A 22,472-nucleotide genomic window follows, 5' to 3' on the forward strand; every position below is an offset into this window, starting at 1 on the left:
GGACGGACGGTGACGGACAGCCATTCCTACACCCTCGCAGGATGGCGGGAGTGGGTGAGCCTCCCGGGTGTCGGAGTTCCCTGGGTGAAGGCCAAGCTCGACACCGGGGCCCGCTCCTCGGCCATCCACGCCTTCGACCTCGAGGAGACGACGCGCGAGGGCGAGCGCTGGGTGCGCTTCAGCGTCCACCCGTGGCAGAAGTCCGACGAGGACGCCGTCGACGTCGAGTGCCCGGTGCTCGACACCCGCGAGGTGCGCTCGTCCTCGGGCCACTCCGAGGAGCGGCTCGTCGTCGCCCTCGACCTCACGCTCGTGGGGCGAACCCTCCCGGTCGAGGTGACGCTGGCCCGCCGCGACGAGATGGGCTTCCGGATGCTCGTCGGCCGGGAGGCGCTGCGCCAGGGCTACGCCGTCGACCCCGGCGCCTCCTACCTCGGGGGCCGTCCGCCGCTGCGGCTGCGTCGGCGCAACCGGGGCGCGGGCTGATGGCCCGGCTGCGGCCGTCCTTCGAGATCGGAGGGGTGCGGGTGCGGGCCGGTCGCTCCCAGTCGCTGGCCCTGCCGATCACCCGGCTCGTCACCGGCGCCGACGTCGACCTGCCGGTGCGCGTCGTCCACGGCCGCGAGGAGGGGCCGACCGTCTGGGTCGACGCCGCCATCCACGGCGACGAGGCGGTGGGCGTCGAGGTGATCCGCCAGGTGCTCGCCGGGCTCGACCCGAAGACGGTGCGCGGCACCGTGATCGCCGTGCCCATCGTCAACGTCCTCGGGTTCATGAACGGCGACCGCTACCTCCCGGACCGGCGCGACCTCAACCGGTCGTTCCCCGGTGCACCCCGCGGCTCGCTCGCCGGGCGCATCGCCCACCTGTTCATGACCGAGGTCGTCGACAAGTGCGAGGTGGGCATCGACCTGCACACCGGCTCGGACCGCCGCAGCAACCTGCCGCAGGTGCGCGCCGACCTCGAGGACCCGCGCACCCGGTCGCTGGCCGAGGCGTTCGCCGCCCCGGTGATGCTCAACGCCAAGCTGCGCGACGGCTCCCTGCGGGGGGCGGCGCGCGAGCACGGTGCGGCGGTGCTGCTCTACGAGGCAGGGGAGGCCTGGCGGATGGACCGCTGGGCCGTCGACGCCGGGGTGCTCGGGGTACGCCGGGTGCTCGCCGCCCTCGGGATGACCGACCCGGTGGCCGAGGACCCGCCCCCGCCGTCGGCCGTGTCGTTCCGCAGCGGATGGGTGCGCGCCCGCGGGACCGGGATGCTGCACCTCGAGGTGGCCCTGGGCCAGCGGGTGGCCGAGGGGGAGCGCCTTGGGGGTCTGTTCGACTCCTTCGGCAAGCGCGTGCGCCTCGTGCACGCCAACCGCGCGGGCGTGGTCATCGGACGCACCGAGGCGCCGGTCGTCACCTCGGGCGACGCCGTGGTGCACATCGCCGAGGTCGAGGACTGAGGGGGCTGCTCAGACCCGTCGCAGCACCGCCGTGACCTTGCCGAGGATCGTCGCGTGGTCGCCGTCGATCGGGTCGAAGGCCGGGTTGTGCGGCATCAGCCAGACGTGGCCGTCGCGCCGCTTGAACGTCTTGACGGTGGCCTCGTTGTCGAGCATCGCCGCGACGATGTCACCGTTCTCGGCGGTCGGCTGCTGGCGCACGACGACCCAGTCGCCGTCGCAGATCGCCGCGTCGACCATCGACTCACCGACGACCTTGAGGAGGAACAGCGACCCCTCGCCGACGATCTGCTTCGGCAGCGGGAAGACGTCCTCGACGACCTCCTCGGCGGTGATGGGCACCCCGGCGGCGATCTGGCCGAGGACCGGCACGTAGGACGCCTCGGGCCGGCTGTCGCCGATGCCGGTGACGTCGACGTCGTCCGGCTCGGTGCGGCGGTAGCCGGCGCCCTCGCGGTCGGGGGAGACGACCTCGATGGCCCGCGGGCGGTTGGGGTCGCGGCGCAGGTAGCCCTTGCGCTCGAGCGCGGAGAGCTGGTGGGCCACCGAGCTGGGGGAGGTGAGCCCCACGGCCTCGCCGATCTCGCGCATGCTCGGGGGGTAGCCGTGCCGGTCGACGGCGTTGCGGATGACCTCGAGGACCTTGCGCTGGCGGTGCGTCAGCTCGCCCCCGTCACCGCGGTCGGGCATCTCGTGGATGTCGGCGTTCCTCGGACGTGCCATCACGACCCCTTCGGTGCCGGCGCGTCCTGGTGCGGACCCGCCTGGTGGTGTTTGTGCAGGTCAGACGGCTTGTCGGTGCTGCCGTGCAGTCTGTTCCGCATGAGGACAGCGTACGGGCGTCGAACAGAGAATTCAAACATTCTTTCGACGCGTGTCTTGTCCGGCTCGAACATCCGTGCTACAACTCGTACAGACGTTCTATCGAACACCGGTTCGACGGCCCCCTGGCGGCCGGGATGGAGGACATGATGAGTGCGATCGCGTGGGAGCACCCCGGCAGCATCGCCCCGGCACCGCAGCGGCCCCGGCTGGTCGTCATCGCGGGCGGCGGCGAGGGTGCCGAGCCCGAGGTCGGCCTGCGTCTCACGGCGCGTGGCCGGCTCGTCCTGCTCGTCCTCGCCGCGGTGGTCCTCGCCGGGGTCCTGGGCGTGCGCGCCACGGGAGGGGCCGGGGCCACCGAGCCCGCCCACACCATCACCGTCGGCGGTGGGCAGACCCTCTCCGAGATCGCCGCCGCCGAGCTGCCCAACCTCTCGGTCGACCAGGGCATCGTCGCCATCCAGGTCGCCAACAAGCTGAGCACCGCGCGCGTCAGCGCCGGGCAGCAGCTGGTCATCCCCCGCGGCTGACCCCACACCTCCCGCGGCCGCGCAGGGCGGCCGCGGGATCACTCGTCCGAGTCCCTCGACCCGGCTCAGGACGCCGAAGGGCGTCGCCTCCCGTGCAGGAGAGGCGACGCCCTTCGTGCTGTCACCCGGTCCGCGTGGTCGTGGGTCTCTCACGGCGGGAGAGGCGGATTCGGTGGAGCGTGACGTCCCACGGACCCCATCCGCCTCCCACCCTCGGCCGAACGGACGAGGACGCATCCACCGACCTGCCGCAATCACCCGCTGACCGGACCGGGGAGGGCCGCGGGTCGTGCGACGCGGGGGGCACCCACCGGAGACTTCGGGTATGCAGACCCGTCGGCGCAGCACCTACCGAGCCACCCACCACCCGGTCGTCCAGTGCGGCGTCCAGGGTCGGTGGCTGTGGTCGTGTGGGTGCGGAGCCCGCGGTGTCGCGTCCTCGGGAGGGTGGCACGGAGCCTTCACGGCAGCGCTCGTCCACCAGAGCCTCAGTCCGGGGGAGTAGGACGTGCGGCCCGGGGATACACAGAGGGTTTCCGGGCCGCACTCCTCGTCGGGACCGCTTCGGCGGGACTGACGAGGGGCCCGTCGGCGCGGGATCGCTGCCGGCAGGGAGGTATGTGATCCCGCGTCGCTCGGGTTCGCAGGCCCGCCCCCACCCGTGGCTCTCCGACCGCGGCGGGTGGGGGCGGCCCCACCTCCGGCTCCCCTGCCACCACCCACCACCCACGAACCACCGCACCCGTCGCCCGACGTCCCGGGTCCGGGAACAGTTCCGCATGCCTCCGCGTTTTGGAATGATGTAATCACGTAATACCTGCAAGGAGGACATCATGCGAATCCCATCCTTCACCCCTGGTTCACCCGACGCCGGACCCCGCCGCGGCCCCCGTGGTGCCGGCTTCGGCCCCCACCGCGGCCCGCGGGTGCGTCCCGGCCCCGGCGGCGGTCCCGGCGGCCGCCGCGGTCGCGGCCCCGGTCGTCCCGGCGGCTGGCAGCAGGGCGACCTGCCCGACGCCGACGACGCCGCGCAGTGGTTCGCCGGCCGGCTGCCCGACGGGTGGTTCGACGACGTCGACGTCACCGTCGACCGCGAGGAGATCACCGTGATCGGCTCCCTCAGCGGGGTCGAGCCCGGCACCGAGGCCGCCGAGGCCGAGGGCCGCATCGGCCGCTTCCGCGCCGAGACCCGCGAGCAGCGGATGGTCGTCGCCGACGAGGCGCAGGCCCGCTACGGCCGCACCGTCTCGTGGGGCGCCCGCGTCGGGGAGACGACCGCCCTGTTCACCCACCTCGCCGTCCCGGTGATGACCCGCCTGCGCCAGCCCGAGCGCACCGTCCTCGACACCCTCGTCGACGCCGGTGTCGCCCGCTCCCGCAGCGACGCCCTCGGCTGGTGCGTCCGGCTCGTCGGCGACCACGCCGAGGCCTGGCTGGGCGAGCTGCGCGAGGCGATGACCGAGGTCGACAAGGTGCGCGCCAAGGGTCCCGAGCTCTGAGCCGCACGTCCCACGAACGCACGGGGGCCGGGTCGCCACAACGCACCCGGCCCCCGGTGCGTGTCGGACGGGCGTGTGTCAGCCCAACGTCCGGCGCATCACCAAGCGGGGCATCTTGCTGGCGAGGGCGTCGGTCCGGCCGATGACCTCGAACCCCGCCTTCTCGAACATCGAGCGGGTGCCGACGAAGGCCATCGTCAGGTCCATCCGCTTCGCGCCCGGGTCGACCGGGTAGGCCTCGACAGCCGGTGCACCGCGCGACGCGGCGTACTCGACGGCCCCCTCGATGAGGTGCCCGGTGACGCCCTTCCTCCGGTGGCCGCCCCGGACCACGACGCAGATGATGCTCCAGACCGGGACGTCGTCGACCGGACGGATCTTCGTGCTGTGCACCAGCCGCGGGATGTCGGAGCGCGCGCCGATGTTGCACCAGCCGACCGGTGTGCCGTCGAGGTAGGTGACGACCCCGGGTGGGTCCTGGCGTCCGCACAGCTGACGCGCGGCCTCCTCGCGGCTGCCCTGGCCGAGCTCCTCGATGTCCTGGGCGCGCAGCCGGTGCGAGAGGCACCAGCAGTGCGTCTCCCGGCGGTTGGGGTTGATGACGTCGGCGAAGTGCTCGAACCGGTCGGGCGTGACGGGATGGGACTCCCACTGCGGCGTGGCCATGACCCATGCAAGCACGCGACACCGTCAGGGCGTGATGGACAGAGACTGAACAGATGTTTAGTATATTGAACATGCGTACAGCGCACCCACCGACGGACCCGGACCGCACCGCTCGCGCGACCATCCGGGACACCGCCCTCCGGCTCTTCGCCGAGCGGGGTCCCGACGCCGTCACCGTCCGCGAGATCGCGGCCGCGGCCGGTGTGTCACCGGCCCTCGTGCTGCACCACTACGGCAGCAAGGGCGGGTTGCGGGCGGCCGTCGACGAGCACGCGGCGGGGGTCTTCGACGCGATGCTCGCGCAGCTCGGGGAGCCCGGTGCGGCCGAGGCCCTGACCGGCGAAGGCACGGCCTCCCTCGCCGAGGTGTTCGCCGCGGGGTTGCCCCCCGGTTCCCCCTGCCCGCCTACCTCCGCCGGTTGCTGCTCTCGGGAGACCCGGCTGGCACGGCCCTCGTCGCCCGCTGGCACGCGATGACGCTCGCCGTGCTCGAGGGGCTCGAGGCCGCCGGGGTGGCCCGCCCCGCCCCCGACCGACGCGTGCGCGCGGCCTTCCTGCTCGCCAACGACCTCGCGGTGCTGCTCCTCGCCCCCCAGCTGGAGGCGGTGCTCGGCGAGGACGTGCTGAGCGCGGACGGCATGGCCCGGTGGGCGGCCGAGGGCATCGACGTCTACGCCCATGGGGCCTTCGTGGGCCCGGCCGACACCAGCACCAACACGACAGGAGGAGAGCGGCGATGACCACCGACGACGTCATCCGCATCGAGGGCCTGGTCAAGGAGTTCGGGCCCCTCCGGGCCCTGGACGGCCTGGACCTCGAGGTCCGCGCGGGGGAGGTGCACGGGTTCCTCGGCCCGAACGGCGCCGGGAAGTCGACGACCATCCGGGTCCTCCTCGGTCTGGTCCGTGCCGATGCCGGGGCCGTCCGCGTGCTCGGCGGGGACCCGTGGGTCGACGCGCCCCGGCTGCACGCCCGGATGGCCTACCTGCCGGGCGATGTCTCGCTGTGGCCCGGGCTGACCGGTGGGCAGTGCCTCGACGTCCTCGCCGCGGCCCGGGGCGGGCTCGTCGAGTCCCGCCGCGCCGAGCTCCTCGAGCGCTTCGCCCTGGACCCGACCCAGCGGGCGCGCGACTACTCGAAGGGCAACCGGCAGAAGGTCTCCCTCGTCGCGGCGCTCGCCGCCGACGCCGACCTGCTCGTCCTCGACGAGCCGACCTCGGGGCTCGACCCGCTGATGGAGCAGACCTTCCAGGAGGTGGTGCGCGAGCGGCGGGCCGAGGGCGCCACGGTCCTGCTCTCCAGCCACGTCCTCGGTGAGGTCGAGGCCCTCGCCGACCGGGTGAGCATCATCCGGCGCGGTCGGTTGGTCACGACCGGCACCCTCGCCGACCTGCGCCGGCACACCCGGACCGTCGTGCACGCGGTCACCGCGACCGAGCCGGCCGCCGTCACGGACCTGGCGGGCGTCGACGACCTCGAGGTCGAGCGGCGCGCCGCGGGCGGGGTCGACCTGCGCTTCACCGTCGACGCCGACCACCTCGATGCCACCGTCGGCCGGCTGCACGCGGCCCGCATCCAGACCCTCACGGTGCGCCCGCCGAGCCTGGACTCACTCTTCCTGCGCCGGTACCCGGAGGAGACGCCCGCACCGGCCGGTGGTGCCGCGTGACCGGCCTCGGTGCCGCGCTCGGCATCCAGTGGCGCACGCGGCGGCGGCTGGCGGGCCTCTGGCTGGTCGCCCTCGTCGGCAGCCTGTGGGCCACGGCGACCTCGGTCGCCGGTCTGTACGACAGCCCGGCGAAGGTGGCCACCTACTCGGGCGCCGTCGCCACCGACGCGCTGGTCGCCATCAACGGGCGGGTCGCCGGCATCGACACCCTGGGCGGCATCGTGCAGGACGAGTTCGCCTTCGTCGCCGCCGTCCTCCTCCCGCTCTGCGGCATCGCCCTCGTCGCCGGGAGCACCCGTCGGGAGGAGGAGTCGGGGCGCCTCGAGCAGCTGCTCGCCGGGCGGATGGACCGCCGGGCGCCCCTCGTCGCCTCCCTCCTCGGTGTCCTCGCGGTGGTGGCCCTGGTGGTGGCCGGGGGTGTGGGCGCCCTCGTCTCGTCGGGCCTTCCGGTAGCTGGCTCACTCCTCTACGTGGCGGCGCTCGGTGGGTTGATGCTGCTCTTCGCGGCCCTGGCCGCGGTCCTCGGCCAGGTCGTCCTCCACGCCCGCGGCGTGTACGCCGGCTCGTTGGCCGTGCTGGGGCTCGCGTACGTCGTGCGCGGCGTGGGTGACGTGGAGGGATGGTGGCTGGCCTGGCTCTCGCCGCTCACCTGGGTGGAGCGGGCCGAACCCTTCGCAGGACAGCGCTGGTGGGTCCTCGCGGTGCCGCTCGCCGGCGCGGCCCTGCTCGCCGGGGCGGCCGTCGTGCTCGCCGGTCGCCGCGACCTCGGCAGCGCCCGGTGGCGTGCCGGAGCCGGCCCGGGACGGGCAGGCGCGCTGCTGCGTCACCCGGTGGGCCTGGCGCTCGTCGTGCACCGGGGCTCGCTCGCCGGATGGCTCACGGGTGCGGTCGTCCTCGCGGCGGTCATGGGCTCGCTGGCGCAGGAGGTCGTGGCCGCGATCGAGGGCAACCCCGCGCTCAGCGGCTACCTCGCCATCTCCGGGGGCGACCCGGCCGACGGGTTCCTCGCGGTCGTCGTCCTCTTCCTGACCGTCGTGGCGGTCGGCTACGTGGTGCAGGCGGTCGGCACCCTGCGCCGCGAGGAGACCGAGGGCCGTCTCGAGCCCCAGCTGGCCGGAACGACCTCGCGGTGGCGCTGGCTGGGGGCCCAGCTCGTCGTCGTCGGTGGCGGGCTGGTCGCCGTCCTCGGCGCCTCCTCGCTGGTCCTGGGCCTGACCACGGCCCGGTCCACCGGCGAGGAGTCCTACCTGTGGTCGCTGCCCGCCGCCGGCCTGGCCTTCGTGCCGGCCGTGCTCGTCGTCCTCGGTGCGGCGCTCGCGCTCTTCGGGGTGGCGCCACGGGCCTACCCGCTCGCCTGGGTGGTCGTCGGGCTCGTCGCGTTCGTCGCGCTCCTCGGCACGGGCCTGCAGCTGCCCGGATGGGTCCTCGACCTCTCCCCGACGACGCACGTGGGCACCCCGCCCGACGGGGCGGTCGCCCGCCCGGCGCTCCTCGTGCTGACCCTCGTCGCGGCCGCGCTGGCCGGCACCGGGTTCGCGGGCTTCCGGCGCCGGCTCGTCCCGCGCGGCTGAGCGCGCCGTAAGGTCGCCGGGTGCGCGTCGTCAGCCTCATTCCCTCCGCCACCGAGATCCTCTTCGCCGTCGGTGCGGCGGACGACGTCGTCGGCGTGACCTTCGAGTGCGACCACCCGGCCGAGGCCCGCACGCGCACCGTCGTCTCCAACACGACCCTCCCCGAGGGGCTCTCCCCGCGCGAGATCGACGAGGCCGTCGCTGCTGCGGTCGCCCGCGGTGAGGACCTCTACCGGCTCGACGCCGGCGCGCTGTCCGGGCTCGACGCCGACCTCGTCGTCACCCAGGACCTCTGCGCCGTCTGTGCCCTCGACGTCTCGACGGTCGATGCCGCGCTGGCCCATCTGGGCTGCACGGCCGAGGTGCTCACGGTCGACCCGCACACGCTCGAGGAGGTGCTGGCGTCCATCGTCACGATCGGGGCGGCGGTCGGCCGCGCCGAGGAGGCGGCGGCCGTCGTCACGTCACTGCGTGAGCGGCTCGCGCAGGTCGCGGCGCGCGTGGCGGGGCGTCCTCGACCGCGCGTCGTCGTGCTCGAGTGGACCGACCCGCCGTACGCGCCCGGGCACTGGGTGCCGGAGCTCGTCGAGCGGGCCGGGGGAGAGTCGGTGCTGGGCACGGTCGGTGCCCGCTCGCACCGCATCGGGTGGGGCGAGGTGGCGGCGGCGCGACCGGACGTCGTGGTCGTCGCGCCGTGCGGTTACGACCGGGCTGCGGCGCAGGTCCAGGCCGACGCGCTCGTCGCGCAGGGCTGCCTGCCGGCGGGGGCGGTCGTCCACGCGGTGGACGCCGACGGTGAGTGGGCCCGGCCCGGGCCCCGCCTGGTCGACGGGGTGGAGGAGCTGGCTCGGCTCCTGCACCCGACGACCTGACGGGACCCGCGGCGCGGGCCCGACCCGATCAGCCGTGACGGCGGCCCTGGCCGTCGTGGTGCTGCGTCAGCGGCAGGCGCGAGAGAGCGCTGACGCCGACCCGGATCAGGTCGACCAGTGGTGACGGGGCGTGCTCGCCGTCGTGGCGCGGCGATGCCGAGCTCACGGTGTAGCGACCCAGCGGCCCCTCGAGGTGATATCCCATGACGCTGTCCTCCCAGAAGCGTGTCCCCTGCTTCGGTATGACGTTCTCCACGATGACACCAAGGGAAGGTAAAGCCACTACTGATTCCGTAGGTGGGGGTGTTCGGGGGACCCGGGATGGCCGAACGGCTGATGCGGGCCCACGAGCGCTCCACGCGTGAGGAATGGACCGGGCGTCCGGCGACGTCGCGCACGACCGCACGTCCTGCGGTATCAGAAGGCCCGGCCCGGTCCTCTTCCTGCCCATGAGGACCATCCGCCGGCGGACCGCCCGCCGCACCCACCACCCGGCCGTGACGTGCGACGTCCTCGGCCGGTGGCACTGGGAGTGCGGCTGCGGGGCCGGCGCGCGCGGCGGGTCGGCCGCCACCGACTGGCACTGGATGCTCACGGCGGCCCTGGTCCACCAGGCCGCCTGCCCGGGGGAGTGAGACGCCCCGGCGCCGGGAGAGGAGCATCTCCCCGGCGCCGGGAGGGCTCGCCGACCGTCACCAGATGTGGTGGGGCTCTCCAGAGCTCCAGACCCCAGATCTGGTGCCACACCCGTCACATCCGTCCCACCAATGGTGTTGCGACACGCCGACGCGGCCCCGGCGTGACGGGCCTGCACCCCCTCTGACCTGCGCAAACAGCCGAACGGACGATCTTTTGCCGCGCCTTCTTGCGTCGCAGGTCACACAGCATGCATGATGAGCACAACATCTAGTGGTTACACCGCTGTAGTTCGTCCACATCTTGTGCACACGAAATGGCAGTCATCCACAGGTTGTTCACACCTGAGTCCACCGTTTCGTCCACAGGAGAGGGGCCGAGAGCATGCACTGCCCGTTCTGCCGGCACACCGACTCCCGGGTCATGGACTCCCGCACGACCGACGACGGCTCGTCCATCCGGCGCCGTCGCCAGTGCCCGGAGTGCGGCCGCCGGTTCACCACCGTCGAGACCGCGAGCCTGAGCGTCGTCAAGCGCTCCGGCGCCACCGAGCCGTTCAGCCGGGCCAAGGTGCTCGTCGGCGTCCGCAAGGCCTGCCAGGGCCGCCCGGTCACCGAGGACGACCTCGCGATCCTCGCCCAGAAGGTCGAGGAGACCATCCGCAGCGCGGGTTCCGCAGAGATCGACGCGCACGAGGTCGGCCTGGCCGTCCTCGAGCCGCTGCGCGAGCTCGACGAGGTCGCGTACCTGCGGTTCGCGAGCGTGTACCAGGCCTTCGACTCCCTCGAGGACTTCGAGTCGGCCATCACCCTCCTGCGCGCCGAACGTGAGGCGACCGCGGAGGAGCCGCAGGCCACCGCGCCTGTCGGACCCCAGCAGTAGAACAGACCCACAGGTCACCACCGCCTCCACGGGGGCAGAAGGAAGGGAAACGGCATGACCGATATCGCCGGAGCACGTGCAGGTGCCCGCAAGGCCGCCAAGGGCAAGGGGGTGAAGATCGAGCGCATCTACACCACGCCGGGCGTCCACCCGTACGACGAGGTGACCTGGGAGAAGCGCGACGTCGTCCAGCAGAACTGGAAGACCGGCGTGACGATCTTCGAGCAGCGCGGCGTCGAGTTCCCCGACTTCTGGAGCGTCAACGCCTCCACGATCGTCACCACCAAGTACTTCCGCGGGGCCGTGGGCACCGAGGCGCGCGAGACCGGGCTCAAGCAGCTCATCGACCGCGTCGTCCTCACCTACGTCAAGGCCGGCAAGGACCACGGGTACTTCGCGAACCCCGAGGACGCCGAGATCTTCGAGCACGAGCTGACGTACGCCCTGCTGCACCAGGTGTTCAGCTTCAACTCGCCGGTCTGGTTCAACGTCGGCACCCCGAGCCCGCAGCAGGTCAGCGCCTGCTTCATCCTCTCGGTCGACGACTCGATGGACTCCATCCTCAACTGGTACAAGGAGGAGGGCTTCATCTTCAAGGGCGGCTCCGGTGCCGGCCTCAACCTCTCGCGCATCCGCTCCTCCAAGGAGCTGCTGTCTTCCGGTGGCACCGCCTCCGGCCCGGTCAGCTTCATGCGCGGCGCCGACGCGTCCGCGGGCACCATCAAGTCCGGTGGCGCCACCCGCCGCGCGGCGAAGATGGTCGTCCTCGACGTCGACCACCCCGACATCGTCGAGTTCGTCGAGACCAAAGCGCGCGAGGAGGACAAGATCCGCGCGCTGCGCGACGCCGGCTTCGACATGGACCTCGGCGGCAAGGACATCACCTCCGTCCAGTACCAGAACGCCAACAACTCGGTCCGCGTCAACGACGCCTTCATGCGCGCCGTCGAGGACGGCACCGAGTTCGGCCTCACCTCGCGCAAGGACGGCTCGGTCATCGAGACCGTCGACGCCCGCGAGCTCATGGGCAAGATCGCCAAGGCCGCGTGGGAGTGCGCCGACCCGGGCATCCAGTACGACGGCACGATCAACGACTGGCACACCAACCCCGAGAGCGGCCGCATCACCGCGTCCAACCCGTGCTCGGAGTACATGTCGCTCGACAACTCCTCGTGCAACCTGGCCTCGCTCAACCTCCTGAAGTTCCTCCGCGACGACGACACCTTCGACGCGGTCACCTTCCAGAAGGTCGTCGAGCTCGTCATCACGGCGATGGACATCTCGATCTGCTTCGCCGACTTCCCGACCGAGTCGATCGGGATCACCACGCGTGACTACCGCCAGCTCGGCATCGGCTACGCCAACCTCGGCGCGCTGCTCATGGCCACCGGCCACGGGTACGACTCCGACGGTGGCCGCGCCCTGGCCGCCTCCATCACCTCGCTGCTCACCGGTGCCGCCTACAAGCGCTCCGCCGAGATGGCCGCGGTCGTCGGCGCCTACGCCGGGTACGCCCGCAACGCCGACGCCCACAAGCGGGTCATGCGCAAGCACGCCGCCGCCAACGACGACGTGCGCACGCTCGGCACGATGGACCGCGACATCCACCGCGTCGCCACCAAGGCGTGGGACGACGTCGTCAAGCTCGGGGAGAAGAACGGCTACCGCAACGCCCAGGCGTCGGTGCTCGCCCCCACCGGCACCATCGGCTTCATGATGGACTGCGACACCACCGGCATCGAGCCCGACTTCTCGCTCGTGAAGTTCAAGAAGCTCGTCGGTGGCGGCTCGATGCAGATCGTCAACCTCACGATCCCGCGGGCCCTGCGCAAGCTCGGCTACACCGAGGAGACCGTCGAGGCGATCGTCGAGTACATCGCCGACAAGGGTCACGTCATCGACGCGCCGGGCCTGAAGACCGAGCACTACGAGGTCTTCGACACCGCGATGGGTGCGCGCGCCATCTCCCCGATGGGCCACGTCCGGATGATGGCCGCCACGCAGCCGTTCCTCTCCGGTGCGATCAGCAAGACGGTCAACCTGCCGGAGACGGCGACCGTCGAGGAGATCGAGGACGTCTACGTCCAGGGCTGGAAGCTCGGCCTCAAGGCGCTGGCCGTGTACCGCGACAACTGCAAGGTCGGCCAGCCGCTCTCCGACGGCGGGTCCACCGCCAAGGACGCGGCCGCTGACAAGGCCTCTGCCGCGGTGGCTGCGGCCACGACGGAGATCGTCGAGAAGGTCGTCTACCGGCCGACCCGCGAGCGTCTCCCGAAGCGCCGCACGAGCCAGACCACGTCGTTCGCCGTGGGCGGGGCCGAGGGCTACCTCACCGCCGGCACGTACGACGACGGCCGCCTCGGCGAGGTGTTCCTCAAGTTCGGCAAGCAGGGCTCCACGCTCGCCGGCGTCATGGACGCCTTCTCGATCGTCACCTCGGTCGCGCTGCAGTACGGCGTGCCGCTCGAGACGTTCGTCGAGAAGTTCACGAACATGCGCTTCGAGCCGGCCGGCATGACCGACGACCCGGACGTGCGGATGGCGCAGTCGCTCATGGACTACGTGTTCCGCCGGCTGGCCCTGGACCACCTCGACTTCGACACGCGCTCCTACATGGGCATCCACACCGCGGAGGAGCGGGCGCGCCAGCTCGAGACCGGTTCGTACGCGCCGGAGTCCGCGGAGTCCGACGAGGAGCTCGTCGAGGAGATCGAGTCCCTCTCGGTCGGCATCGGCGCCTCGTCCAAGAAGCACGAGGAGCCGGCTGCTGCCGCCTCCGCTCCTGCTGCTGCGGAGACGCACTCGGCCGACGCGGAGTCCGCGGCGACCGTCGCCTCCGGCTCGGGTGCTGCGTCGGCTCGTGAGGTCTCCTCGGAGATCCACAGCTCGGCCGACCTCCTGGCGGCGTTCGGCAACTCCAAGGCTGCCGACGCCCCGATGTGCATGACCTGCGGGACCAAGATGCGCCCCGCCGGCTCCTGCTACGTCTGCGAAGGCTGCGGCAGCACCAGCGGCTGCAGCTGACGCTGTAGTCGAACGACGAGGGCCCGGGTGGAGACCACTCCGCCCGGGCCCTCGTCTGTCCTCGTACGGAAGATGGGTACCTGCGCAACACCAAGCAGATCGCGGACGCCTTCGGGCCGCTCGCGCCGATGCGGATGCGCGCGCGTGGCGGCGACGGGCCCGAGGTGACGTTCATCCCCACTTCGCTGGACGATGCCTTGGACGTGGCGGACGACGCGGTCGAGGCGCTGCTGGAGGACTGGCGTCCCGAGGACGTCGCCCTGCTGACCACCGGTGCGCGACACGACGAGCAGGTCTCGCGGCAGGAGGTGCTCGGGCAGGACGGGTACTGGGACACGTTCTGGGACATCGACCAGGTCTTCTACGGGCACGTCCTGGGCTTCAAGGGACTGGAGCGGCGCTGCGTCGTGCTGTGCGCCAACGAGGCCTCGGTCAAGGACCGGTCCCGCGAGCGTCTCTACGTCGGTCTGTCGCGCGCGACGGACAAGCTCGTCGTGGTCGGGCCACCGGAGCTCATCCGCGAGATCGGCGGCCCGGAGGTGGCCAAACGCTTGGGTGTCGGCATAGCGTGACTGCAGTCGAGAGGGGAAGACATGACGACGACGGACGAACGGTTCACCGCAGTTCCCAACGGCTGGAAGGCCGCGTCGGACGCGCAGCTGAGCCGAGGGTTGGACACCGCCCTCGGCGTTCTGCACGATCCGGCAGTCGTGGACAACGTCGCGCTGCACTACGACCGGTCCTCGAACTTCGCCGGCGCGACGTTCCTCGACATCGACCCCGTGGACCCGTACGCGATCACGAGTGGTGACCTTCTGTCGTTGACCCTTCTCGGGGTGCAGGCCGAGCCGCAGGCCGTGCGTCGGCTGCTCGAGATGACGGCCACCAACCGTGAGGTCCGAGTGCTGCTCACCGAGGAGCACCTGCCGCTGGACGCCGACCTGATGGTCGCCGACAACGAGACGCTTCTGGCGATGGCCGCACTGCACGAGACCGTCAAGAGGGCGCTGTCACTGGACCACGTGAGCAAGGGCAACCGGTGGGTGACGGCAGCCAAGCTGTGCGCTCGAAAGCGTCCGGACCTGTTCCCGGTGCGCGACTCGGTCGTGTGCGACCTCCTCGGTCTCAGCGGACCGAAGCACAACTATCAGGTGGACTGGCAGGTCTACCGGCACATCATCCAGAACGACGAGGTGCGCACCCGCCTGGACGACGTCATCGACGAGGTGCAGACCCGCGACGGGGTGAACGTCGGTCACGTGAATCGCCGACTACGCCACCTCGACGTCGCGCTCTGGATGCACGGGCGACGAATCCCGCACTGACCGTCGACAGAGCTTGGTGTCTCACAGGCCGGGTACGCATTGCCCAGTGCCGAGTACCGACAGGCCGTACCGGTCACCCACGCCGAAGGCGTTCAGTCCCGAGTTCTCGCCGTTCATCAGCTCGCGGGAATCGCTGACGTGGGCGGCGCCGAGCACGTGCCCCAGCTCGTGCATGATCACCGCCTGCACGCCGGCCGATCCTGCGGCAGTGGCGAGGTCCGGCGCGAGATCGGGCGTGTCCAACCACACCGTCCCGCTGACGTACGTCAGATGACCGTGGGTGTCTCGGAGAGGCAGTCCGCCACCGAGTCCGGCGGTCCGTCCGCCGAGCTCGGGCTGCTCGGCCGCATCGCTCCACGCGATGAGGACCGGCGCCCACTGCCCGCCGTATCGATCTGGTTGGTAGAGATCGCGATCCGTGCTTGGTGCCTCGTCGGTGGCGCCGTCGTCGACGAACTCCAGGCCGGTCGCCTTGGACACCTCCGCCACGGCCGCCGCGATGATGGCAGCACCTCGGTCACCCACCTCCGGACGGTCGCGCACGACGTAGTGGATCGGGCGACAGGGGTCGAACGTCAGGGGCCCCGAACCGTCGTCCTGGGTGGCGGGGAAGGCGAAGCGGGAGGCGCTCGGGACATCGGTCATCACGACGGGCGGGAGGACGCGGGTGTCCGACCCCGAGGCAGATCCGGGATGGGGCTGCCCGGCGGCCGGGCGCGCAGCGACGAGCCTGCTGCTCCAGTCACCCGCGTGCGGCGCGCCGAACCACCCGGCCGCCAGGATGCCGGCCGTGAGGACGAACGCGGCGGTGCGGTGCCGCTGCCACCACGGACCGGTTGACACGGTGCGGTGGCGCCCGGGCTCCCACGCGCGAGGGTCGTGACGGGATGAACGGCCACCGGGCCAGAGCACCTGCTCGGGGTCCGGGTTCATCAGGTCCAGGCGGTCGAGCTCCTCGAGCCTGCGCAGCATCTCGCGCTGTCGACGTCCCGGCCCACCTGTGAGCGCGTCCATCCGCGCACCAATTCCCCCGTTCGGCACCCGCACAACCTAGGAGGGCAGGCCGCAGGGCGCGGACCGAACGACGACGGACCAGCCGAACGGCCGAACTTGGTGCGGACGGTGGCGGCTGTCGGTGGGCGCGCCTAGGGTGCCCACCGGATGTGAGAGACGTTGGGGGAGAAGGTATGGGGACATTCCCGTTCGGGGCACCGGTCGATGATCTGACCATCGGCCTGCCGACACGCGAGGTGTCGACGTTCGTGCTCGGTGCCTACCCGTCGGCCGTCCACGTCGAGTGGACACCGCCGGACGGACTCGGTCGGCGCGTGGTCGCGCTCCCGGTCGACAACGAGCCGTTCCCGTTCTGGGACGGCTCGGACATGGACAGGTTCGTCGAGTTGTGGCAGCAGCAGTGGTTTCGTCCCGAGTGGGGCACCGTTCGCGCCGCCGCGCTCAACGGGTCGTCCGGCCGGAGCCTGCACGCCCGGTGGCTCGCGCCGCTCGGCGTCGCGGTCGACGACTACTTCGTCACCGACTGTTTGCCGACCTCGATGATGAGCACCGGCGTGAAGAAGGCGCTCAGCACGGTCTACTCACCGCTGCGCGATCGGCTCGGGCTCCCGGCGGTGTCGATGACCTCCCATCCCTCCGAGGACACGATCGTCCGGCTGGCGACTGCGCAGCACGACCGTCTGCGGGCTCAGGTCGTGGCCAGCGGCGCCGAGCGCATCATCACCTTGGGTAACGCTGCGGCTCGCGTGCTGGCCGCCGTCGGTGGCGGTACGGGTGGTGAGCTCACCGTTGACGGCTACCTCAGCGCGCGGCGGGTCGTCATCGACGGACGGGAGCTGGAGTGGCACGCTCTGGTCCATCCCGCGGTGCGTGCCCCGTGGGTCGAGCGTCACGACCAGTGGGTCGCGACCCGGGAGAGGGAGACAGCGCCATGAGCCAGAGCGCACCTGCGGGGTGGTACCCGCAGCCCGACGGTACCCAGCGCTGGTGGAACGGGTCCGCCTGGGGCGAGCTCGCCGCGCAGGGGCACGCCGCCGTCGTCCACGGCGAGGTGGTGCGGGCCCCGGCGACCCCACCGCCGCAGCAGGTCCCGACCAGCTACCCCCTGCCACCCGGGCAGCCCGCACCCCTCGTGGCCGGCACGTACGGCTACGCCCCAGCGACGCGCGTGGCGCCGAAGAGCGCCGGCATCGCCGTCATCGCGTCGTTCTTCCTGCCCGGACTCGGCCAGTTCATCAACGGGCAGGCGGGCAAGGGCGTGGCCTTCCTGCTCAGCTACTTCGTGGGCTTCCTGCTGCTGTTCGTGTTCATCGGCATCCTCGTCATCCCCGTGGTGTGGATCTGGTCGATGGTCGACGCCTACTCCAGCGCGCAGGCCTGGAACGCGCGGCACGGCATCCGCAGCTGACGCTCCCCCGGTCAAAGGCCCTGGGCCACGACGGGAGGTGCGGGTTCGTGCTCAGAGGCCCGACGCGCAGGAGCCTCGGCCGAGCCTGGCGAAGACGTAGCGGTCGCCGTCGCCGAACGAGGTGTCGAGACCGCCGGCGGCCGACATCAGCTGTCCGGAGTCCTCGGCGTGCCCTGCTCCGATGACGTGCCCGAGCTCGTGCATCACCACCGCTTGCGCCGCCTTGAACCCGCGGTCACTGCCGAGTCCCGGTGCGAGGGAGGGGGTGTCGAGCCACACGTGCCCGCTGACGTACGTGTACTGCCCGTCCGCGCCCCGGGCCGAGCGACCGATGCCGAGGCCGACGACCCGGCCGGCCAGGCGCGGGTCTCCTCGGGGTCGCTCCACGCGATGAGCACCGGCGCCCAGCGCGTCGAGTACTGCGGCACCGTGAGAGCGCGGTCCTTGCTGGGCTCCTCGTCGGTGTAGCCGTCGAAGACGAACGCCAGCCCGGTGACCATCGACATCTCGGCGGCGGCCCGGGTGACGGCGTCACGGCCGGCGTCGCCGAGGCCGACGGGGTCGTGGATGACGTAGTGGATCGTGCGGCACGGGTTGAACATCACCGGCGACCCGTCCGGCTCCAGCTGCAGGAACGAGTACTCCGTCGACGAGGGGGCGTCCGGCACGGGGACGGCCGCCCGCACCCGGCCGTCCTTCGGCGGCGCCACCACGGGGGCGCCGGCGCCGACGCGGAAGGTCGGGTCGCCGTGGACCAGGTAGTCCCACCACCCGGGGATGTCGGGCGCCACTACCTTGAGGCCCACGAGCAGCGGCAGGACCACGAGGACGATCAGCAGGGTCCTGGCCGACCCGGGTCCGCGGCCCCGCGAGCCGGGCTGCGGGTGCTCGGCGGTCTCGAGGATGCCGTCGATCTCGGCACGGTCCGACGGCGTCGACCACGTCGCGTCGACGAGGCGCCGCCACTCCGCGTCCGCGTCGTCGGGCTCGCGGTTTCCCCCGTCCAGCACCCGCCAAGGGTAGGAGGGCGTCCGGCCGCGCACCGGCACTCGACGGATGCCCGGCCGAACGGCCGACCTCGATCGGATCACGGACGCGCGACGGCCGGGCCGCGCACCGTGAGCTGGACGTCTCCGCCGACGACCATGTCGACGTCTGCGCAGTCCAGCGACTCGTCGGCGACGGTGGCCACCCGGGTGGCCGTCCCGGCCGTCCGGCGGACCGTCGACTCGGCGTCGGCGAGCGTCAGGCACTGCCCGTCGAGGCGCGAGCGCAGCGACTCGGACAGGTCGATGACGGAGTCGGCGACGTCGGGGGTGCCGCGCTCGACGGGTCGGCGAGCCTCCGGCGTCACGACGACGGACCGACCTGCGGCACCGACCTCGACGCCCGCGCAGGGTCCGGCGTCGGCTCCACCGGGCGCGGCGGCCACGCGGACCGGCCACTCGGAGAGGCCCGCCCGGGCCAGCGACGACGTCGCGTAGCTGCGCGCCTCCGCTGCCGAGAAGCACCCACCCTGCGGTCCGTCGACCCAGTCGCCGAGCGCGGAGTCGAGCTCGAGCCGCGCGGCCCGGTCGGCATCGGGGGTGCTCGGAGTCGCCGCGGCGAGGACCTCGGCGGAAAGCCCGTCGCGCGAGACGACGAAGCGGCTGCCCTGGAGCTGCACGGCGACGGGGTCGGCGAGGGCCGGCAGACCGGCATCGGCGCGGATGGCGGCGCAGTCCGCGACGTCGTCGCCGGTGACCGACCGACCCGTGGCCGCGCCGGAGACCTCGAGCCACCCGTCGGTGACGGCGACCGAGCGGGCGCAGGTGAGGCCGTCGATGAGCGGGCCGCGGTCCCAGTGGGTGGCGGCGTACGCGACGCCGCCACCGACGAGGACGACCCCCAGCGCGCCGGCGGTGAGTCCCCGACGGCCGAGGCGCCGGCCCCTCCGCGGCGCCTCGACGGTCGGGGGAGTGTGGCGGTCGGTCATGGTGATCCCCTCTCGCAGCGCGTTGAGCGCGTGCCGGTCGGTCACCGTGGCGATCGTCGTGTCGTCGACCCGGCGCGCGGTGCGCAGGGCGTCCATGAGCTCCAGGTCGTTCACGAGGTCTCCTCGGTGCCGCGACGGGCGGTCGCCCATCTGGGGGAGTCATGTCCGGGTGGGGTGATGCGTTGCACGACAGGCGCATCCGTCTCGGACTCGATGGCGGCCATCGCCTCGCGCAGGCGGGTCCGGGCCCGGTGCAGGCGGACCCGGACGGTGGCGCGGGAGAGGCCCATCGCGAGGGCGATCTCCTCGCGCGCGAGCTCCTCCCAGGCGACGAGGCGCAGCAGCTCGCGGTCGTCGGACCCCAGCCGCTCGACGGCCCGCTCGACGACGCTGGGCTCGCGGACCTCGGGTGGTGGCACCGCCTGGTGGAGGGAGTCGCGCAACCGGTCGGCCAGTGCCAGGCGTCGTCGCTCGCCGCGGTAGTGGTTGGCGAGCACCCGCCGGGCGACCCGAAGAGCCACGGCCGGGCCTCCGCTCCCGGTGGGACGTCCTCGAGCCGGCGCCACGCGACGAGGTACGTCTCCGCGACGACGTCGGCGGCATCGGCCGGGTCGGTCACGCGGCGCACGGCGTACCCGAGCAGCGCGACGTGGGTGGCGTCGAAGAGCGCCGAGAACCGGTCCTCGGGCGTGCTCAATGGATCCCCCTCCACGCGGGTCAGTCTGACACCCCCTCCATGTCCGGGCCCGGCGCGAGCGTTACACGTGGCGGGTGGTGGCCCGGGGCTGTGGAAAACCGCGCGGCGCTAGGTCGCGGGCTGGGCAGTCTGGTTGGCGAGAGGACCGGCGGCCGGTTCGGACCACGGGAGGGGCACGGGATGAGGGCGTGGAGGTTCGCGATCGCGATGGTGGTGCTGATGGTGGTGCCGGCGGTGTCCGCGGGGTGCAGCACCGGGTCCGTTCGCATCGTCTCGCGCGCCCAGGCATGGGCCGTGGCCGCCCGGGAACGAGAGGCCCGCGAGGCGGCACGGGCGGCGAAGGGCGAGGCCGAGCGGCCGCGCCGTGAGGTCGCCGTCGCCGCAGCCACCGAGGTGCTCCGGCGGTACGTCGACGCCCGCAACGAGGCGCTCGCGCACCCCGGCGACCCGGCGCATGACTCGGTGGCGGAGACGGCCGGCTGGGACGCGCTCAACGAACACCGTGCCGAGGTCAGCGCGATGTCCGGCCGGGGCGTCCACCAGACGGGGGCAGCCCGGGTGCAGGTGGCGGACGTGTTCCTCGTCGACCTCAAGGGGCTGCCGGGCGTACTCCCGGCCGTGATCCTCGACGTCTGTGTCGACCGTTCCGGTGTTCGCCGCGTCGACGGTGCCGGGCGGGAGGTGGCCGGCGTCGACAGTGCGATGCACGGCAGGCTCCGGATCCGGGTCGAGAACACGGGTCCCTCGCCGGCGGATGCATGGCGCGTCACGTTCGTCGAGACCGCCGAGGGCCTGGTCGGCGGGGGAGGCACCTGTCCCGCGTCGTGAGGTCAGGGCATCACTGACACCGGCCTCAGGCGATGGCGAGCAGCGCCTCGAGGCGTGACTCCAGGACCGAGGGATGCCGGCCGGGATCGGGTGGTGGGTCGGTGCCCCAGCCGAGGAGGGGCGGGGCGAGGGAGCGGTAGGTGTGGCCGGTGGGGGTGTGGATCTCGATCTCTCGCGGTGAATCGCGGACCACTGCCACGGACCAGTCGGGGGTTTCCTTCACGTGGTTGCAGCGGGCGCAGGTGCCGGAGCCGTTGTCGTAGGTGGTGGCGCCTCCGTCGTGGGCGGGGTGGGTGTGGTCGGCGTGCACGATGGGGGCGTCGCACCAGGGGGTGGTGCAGACGTCGTCGCGCAGGACGAGCATCCGGCGCAGGAGGCCGGTGAAGAGTCGGCGGCGGGAGTCCATGGCGACGAGGTCGCGCCCATCGGGGCTGGTGTAGAGGCGCCGTAGCCAGACGGAGGCGTTGTCGGCGCCCCGGACCCAGGCGCGGGCGATGGGTGCCGGGACGGGCCCGTGGCCGGGGATGCGGGCGGGAGTGAAGACGGACGATGAGGGGTTGCCGGTGCCGAGGAGGGCGCGGTCGCTGATGACGAGCTGGACCTCGACGGGTTGGACCTGCCCGGGCGCGAGGCCGGCCATCAGCCGGGTGGCGGTGTCGGCCATCACTGCGCCGGCACCGCGGCCGTCGGCGGGCTCGTCGGGGCACTGGCCGCCGACGACGGTGCGGGCGCGGGCCTGGAGGGCGGCGTAGGCGCCGACGATGTCGCGCAGCGGGCCGAGGACGGTGAGGTAGGCCATGCCGTCGGGGGCGGGGCGGACGGTGACGCGTCGGGAGGCGACGGCGGCCTCCATCCGGCGGAGGACGGAGGCGGCGTCGAGCTCGGTGGCGACCCGGCGTGCGGCACGGCCGGCGGCCTTGGGGGAGAGGCGGCCGATGACGGGGGCGAGGCGGCGGTCGACCTCGGTGCGGTCCTGGCGGGTGAGGGTGGCGGTCTCGCGGGCGACCTCGACGGCGTGCCGCTCGCCCACGGTCCCGTCGGTGAGGGCGGCCATCGTGGCGGGCAGCTCGTGGACCAAAGCCCGGGAGAGGCCGACGAACCGGTCGCCCAGAGTCGGGGACTCCCGCCGGGCCAGCGCGACCTGGGACCCGACCGACCGGGCGGCATCCTGCGGTGCCGCCGCCTCACGAGAGCGGCGGAAGGCGTCCGTGGCCCGCGCCTGGGCAGCGGCCGCCGCACCCTTGAGCCGCTCGAGCTCGGCGATGAGGTCCACCCGCTCACCGTCGGTGAGGACCGTGACGTCGACGTCGGCCAGCGATGTGCGGAAGGTCGCGACCAGCCCGGCAGGGGAGGGCGCGACCGAGCCGATCACCTCGCCCGAACCCGTCGTGCCCATACCCTGCTCCCCTCTGCTGCCTCCAACACTAGAGAGGACCACTGACACCCCCAGTGCGAGAGAGGCTGTGCGACAGACAGCCTCGTCGGGGAACGACCTAGCAGACGGCACGTTCGACCTGTCGGTATCGGTCGTTCGGTCCCCCTTGCGGGCCAGCTCTTCTCCTGGCGGACGGGGCGGCATACGGTCGGGCACGCCCGCGTGTGGGGGA

26 protein-coding genes and 1 pseudogene are annotated in these 22,472 nt (G+C 72.5%); 17 read left to right on the forward strand and 10 right to left on the reverse strand.

Annotated features, from left to right (window positions below; genetic code table 11):
* Nucleotides 1–9 precede the first annotated feature (9 nt).
* Together G7075_RS04520 and G7075_RS04525 are read left to right on the forward strand one after the other, a co-directional pair.
* A complete protein-coding gene (locus G7075_RS04520) occupies nucleotides 10–486 on the forward strand; it encodes an ATP-dependent zinc protease (protein WP_166119289.1) in 477 nt (158 codons plus the stop codon).
* Nucleotides 486–1,448 carry a succinylglutamate desuccinylase/aspartoacylase family protein gene (locus tag G7075_RS04525; RefSeq protein WP_166119291.1) on the forward strand — a complete coding sequence of 321 codons (963 nt, stop codon included), beginning with the start codon at nucleotides 486–488 and terminating at the stop codon, nucleotides 1,446–1,448. The genes G7075_RS04520 and G7075_RS04525 overlap by 1 nt, the downstream gene beginning before the upstream one ends.
* Nucleotides 1,449–1,457: 9 nt before the next feature.
* Here G7075_RS04525 and lexA read toward each other — a convergent pair whose 3' ends face one another.
* A complete protein-coding gene (gene lexA, locus G7075_RS04530; RefSeq protein WP_240917885.1) occupies nucleotides 1,458–2,171 on the reverse strand; it encodes a transcriptional repressor LexA in 714 nt (237 codons plus the stop codon).
* A gap of 245 nt (nucleotides 2,172–2,416) precedes the next feature.
* On the opposite strand from lexA, the gene G7075_RS04535 reads away from it, so the two are divergent.
* Nucleotides 2,417–2,800, forward strand: coding sequence for a LysM peptidoglycan-binding domain-containing protein (locus G7075_RS04535; RefSeq protein ID WP_166119294.1), 384 nt, complete (start codon nucleotides 2,417–2,419; stop codon nucleotides 2,798–2,800).
* An 833-nt stretch (nucleotides 2,801–3,633) separates the two neighbouring features.
* Nucleotides 3,634–4,299 (forward strand): hypothetical protein, encoded by a 666-nt coding sequence (locus G7075_RS04540; protein ID WP_305849807.1) that lies wholly within the window; start codon nucleotides 3,634–3,636, stop codon nucleotides 4,297–4,299.
* Between the two features lie 78 nt (nucleotides 4,300–4,377).
* Here the strand turns inward: G7075_RS04540 and G7075_RS04545 are convergent, their stop codons facing one another.
* Entirely contained in the window at nucleotides 4,378–4,965 is a 588-nt protein-coding gene (locus tag G7075_RS04545) for an N-acetyltransferase (RefSeq protein WP_166119296.1), read from the reverse strand.
* Between the two features lie 71 nt (nucleotides 4,966–5,036).
* Between G7075_RS04545 and G7075_RS20170 the strand changes: the two genes are divergently transcribed.
* From G7075_RS20170 to G7075_RS04565, 5 genes are read left to right on the forward strand one after another with little or no spacing between them, the layout of a single operon-like run.
* Nucleotides 5,037–5,441: a TetR/AcrR family transcriptional regulator gene (locus tag G7075_RS20170; RefSeq protein WP_240917886.1), complete on the forward strand. Its 405-nt coding sequence runs from the start codon at nucleotides 5,037–5,039 to the stop codon at nucleotides 5,439–5,441.
* On the forward strand, nucleotides 5,384–5,704 hold the full coding sequence (locus G7075_RS20175) for a hypothetical protein (RefSeq protein ID WP_205860620.1): 321 nt from the start codon (nucleotides 5,384–5,386) through the stop codon (nucleotides 5,702–5,704). Before G7075_RS20170 ends, G7075_RS20175 begins: the two co-directional genes overlap by 58 nt.
* Entirely contained in the window at nucleotides 5,701–6,633 is a 933-nt protein-coding gene (locus G7075_RS04555) for an ABC transporter ATP-binding protein (RefSeq protein ID WP_166119299.1), read from the forward strand. Before G7075_RS20175 ends, G7075_RS04555 begins: the two co-directional genes overlap by 4 nt.
* Nucleotides 6,630–8,204 (forward strand): ABC transporter permease, encoded by a 1,575-nt coding sequence (locus G7075_RS04560; protein ID WP_166119301.1) that lies wholly within the window; start codon nucleotides 6,630–6,632, stop codon nucleotides 8,202–8,204. Before G7075_RS04555 ends, G7075_RS04560 begins: the two co-directional genes overlap by 4 nt.
* A 20-nt stretch (nucleotides 8,205–8,224) precedes the next feature.
* Nucleotides 8,225–9,076: a cobalamin-binding protein gene (locus G7075_RS04565; protein WP_166119304.1), complete on the forward strand. Its 852-nt coding sequence runs from the start codon at nucleotides 8,225–8,227 to the stop codon at nucleotides 9,074–9,076.
* A 28-nt stretch (nucleotides 9,077–9,104) separates the two neighbouring features.
* Here the strand turns inward: G7075_RS04565 and G7075_RS04570 are convergent, their stop codons facing one another.
* Nucleotides 9,105–9,281, reverse strand: a complete 177-nt coding sequence (locus tag G7075_RS04570; RefSeq protein ID WP_166119307.1) for a hypothetical protein — start codon at nucleotides 9,279–9,281, stop codon at nucleotides 9,105–9,107.
* A 244-nt stretch (nucleotides 9,282–9,525) separates the two neighbouring features.
* On the opposite strand from G7075_RS04570, the gene G7075_RS04575 reads away from it, so the two are divergent.
* The 5 genes from G7075_RS04575 (at nucleotide 9,526) to G7075_RS04595 (ending at nucleotide 14,943) form a co-directional block, all read left to right on the forward strand.
* Nucleotides 9,526–9,711: a hypothetical protein gene (locus G7075_RS04575; RefSeq protein ID WP_166119309.1), complete on the forward strand. Its 186-nt coding sequence runs from the start codon at nucleotides 9,526–9,528 to the stop codon at nucleotides 9,709–9,711.
* 385 nt (nucleotides 9,712–10,096) lie between these two features.
* Nucleotides 10,097–10,594: a transcriptional regulator NrdR gene (gene nrdR / locus G7075_RS04580; RefSeq protein WP_166119311.1), complete on the forward strand. Its 498-nt coding sequence runs from the start codon at nucleotides 10,097–10,099 to the stop codon at nucleotides 10,592–10,594.
* Nucleotides 10,595–10,648: 54 nt separating this feature from the next.
* Entirely contained in the window at nucleotides 10,649–13,618 is a 2,970-nt protein-coding gene (locus G7075_RS04585; protein ID WP_166119314.1) for a vitamin B12-dependent ribonucleotide reductase, read from the forward strand.
* Nucleotides 13,619–13,782: 164 nt separating this feature from the next.
* Nucleotides 13,783–14,190, forward strand: coding sequence for an ATP-binding domain-containing protein (locus G7075_RS04590; RefSeq protein ID WP_240917887.1), 408 nt, complete (start codon nucleotides 13,783–13,785; stop codon nucleotides 14,188–14,190).
* Nucleotides 14,191–14,211: 21 nt separating this feature from the next.
* Nucleotides 14,212–14,943: a DUF6308 family protein gene (locus G7075_RS04595; RefSeq protein WP_166119319.1), complete on the forward strand. Its 732-nt coding sequence runs from the start codon at nucleotides 14,212–14,214 to the stop codon at nucleotides 14,941–14,943.
* Between the two features lie 21 nt (nucleotides 14,944–14,964).
* Here G7075_RS04595 and G7075_RS04600 read toward each other — a convergent pair whose 3' ends face one another.
* Nucleotides 14,965–15,957, reverse strand: a complete 993-nt coding sequence (locus G7075_RS04600) for a peptidase (RefSeq protein WP_166119321.1) — start codon at nucleotides 15,955–15,957, stop codon at nucleotides 14,965–14,967.
* A gap of 173 nt (nucleotides 15,958–16,130) precedes the next feature.
* Here G7075_RS04600 and G7075_RS04605 point away from each other — a divergent pair, with 173 nt between their 5' ends.
* A complete protein-coding gene (locus G7075_RS04605) occupies nucleotides 16,131–16,892 on the forward strand; it encodes a hypothetical protein (RefSeq protein WP_166119324.1) in 762 nt (253 codons plus the stop codon).
* The gene (locus G7075_RS20180) at nucleotides 16,889–17,365 is read left to right on the forward strand and encodes a hypothetical protein (protein WP_205860621.1); all 477 of its coding nucleotides are present in this window, start codon (nucleotides 16,889–16,891) and stop codon (nucleotides 17,363–17,365) included. The genes G7075_RS04605 and G7075_RS20180 overlap by 4 nt, the downstream gene beginning before the upstream one ends.
* A gap of 51 nt (nucleotides 17,366–17,416) precedes the next feature.
* Here G7075_RS20180 and G7075_RS04615 read toward each other — a convergent pair whose 3' ends face one another.
* The 5 genes and pseudogenes from G7075_RS04615 to G7075_RS22455 all read right to left on the reverse strand — a co-directional run.
* Nucleotides 17,417–17,575 carry a hypothetical protein gene (locus G7075_RS04615; protein WP_166119326.1) on the reverse strand — a complete coding sequence of 53 codons (159 nt, stop codon included), beginning with the start codon at nucleotides 17,573–17,575 and terminating at the stop codon, nucleotides 17,417–17,419.
* Nucleotides 17,569–18,375 (reverse strand): hypothetical protein, encoded by an 807-nt coding sequence (locus G7075_RS04620; RefSeq protein ID WP_166119328.1) that lies wholly within the window; start codon nucleotides 18,373–18,375, stop codon nucleotides 17,569–17,571. Before G7075_RS04620 ends, G7075_RS04615 begins: the two co-directional genes overlap by 7 nt.
* Before the next feature lie 77 nt (nucleotides 18,376–18,452).
* Nucleotides 18,453–19,454 carry a hypothetical protein gene (locus G7075_RS04625; protein ID WP_166119331.1) on the reverse strand — a complete coding sequence of 334 codons (1,002 nt, stop codon included), beginning with the start codon at nucleotides 19,452–19,454 and terminating at the stop codon, nucleotides 18,453–18,455.
* Nucleotides 19,451–19,861, reverse strand: coding sequence for an RNA polymerase sigma factor (locus G7075_RS04630; RefSeq protein ID WP_240917888.1), 411 nt, complete (start codon nucleotides 19,859–19,861; stop codon nucleotides 19,451–19,453). The genes G7075_RS04625 and G7075_RS04630 overlap by 4 nt, the downstream gene beginning before the upstream one ends.
* Nucleotides 19,862–19,911: 50 nt before the next feature.
* Nucleotides 19,912–20,052: pseudogene (locus tag G7075_RS22455) on the reverse strand (hypothetical protein); the annotation flags it as partial.
* 24 nt (nucleotides 20,053–20,076) lie between these two features.
* Between G7075_RS22455 and G7075_RS04635 the strand changes: the two are divergent.
* A complete protein-coding gene (locus G7075_RS04635; protein WP_166119333.1) occupies nucleotides 20,077–20,865 on the forward strand; it encodes a hypothetical protein in 789 nt (262 codons plus the stop codon).
* A gap of 25 nt (nucleotides 20,866–20,890) precedes the next feature.
* Here G7075_RS04635 and G7075_RS04640 read toward each other — a convergent pair whose 3' ends face one another.
* Nucleotides 20,891–22,261, reverse strand: a complete 1,371-nt coding sequence (locus tag G7075_RS04640; RefSeq protein ID WP_166119335.1) for a DUF222 domain-containing protein — start codon at nucleotides 22,259–22,261, stop codon at nucleotides 20,891–20,893.
* Nucleotides 22,262–22,472: the final 211 nt, after the last annotated feature.

It is taken from the genome of Phycicoccus sp. HDW14, assembly GCF_011383005.1.
GTDB lineage: Bacteria > Actinomycetota > Actinomycetes > Actinomycetales > Dermatophilaceae > Phycicoccus.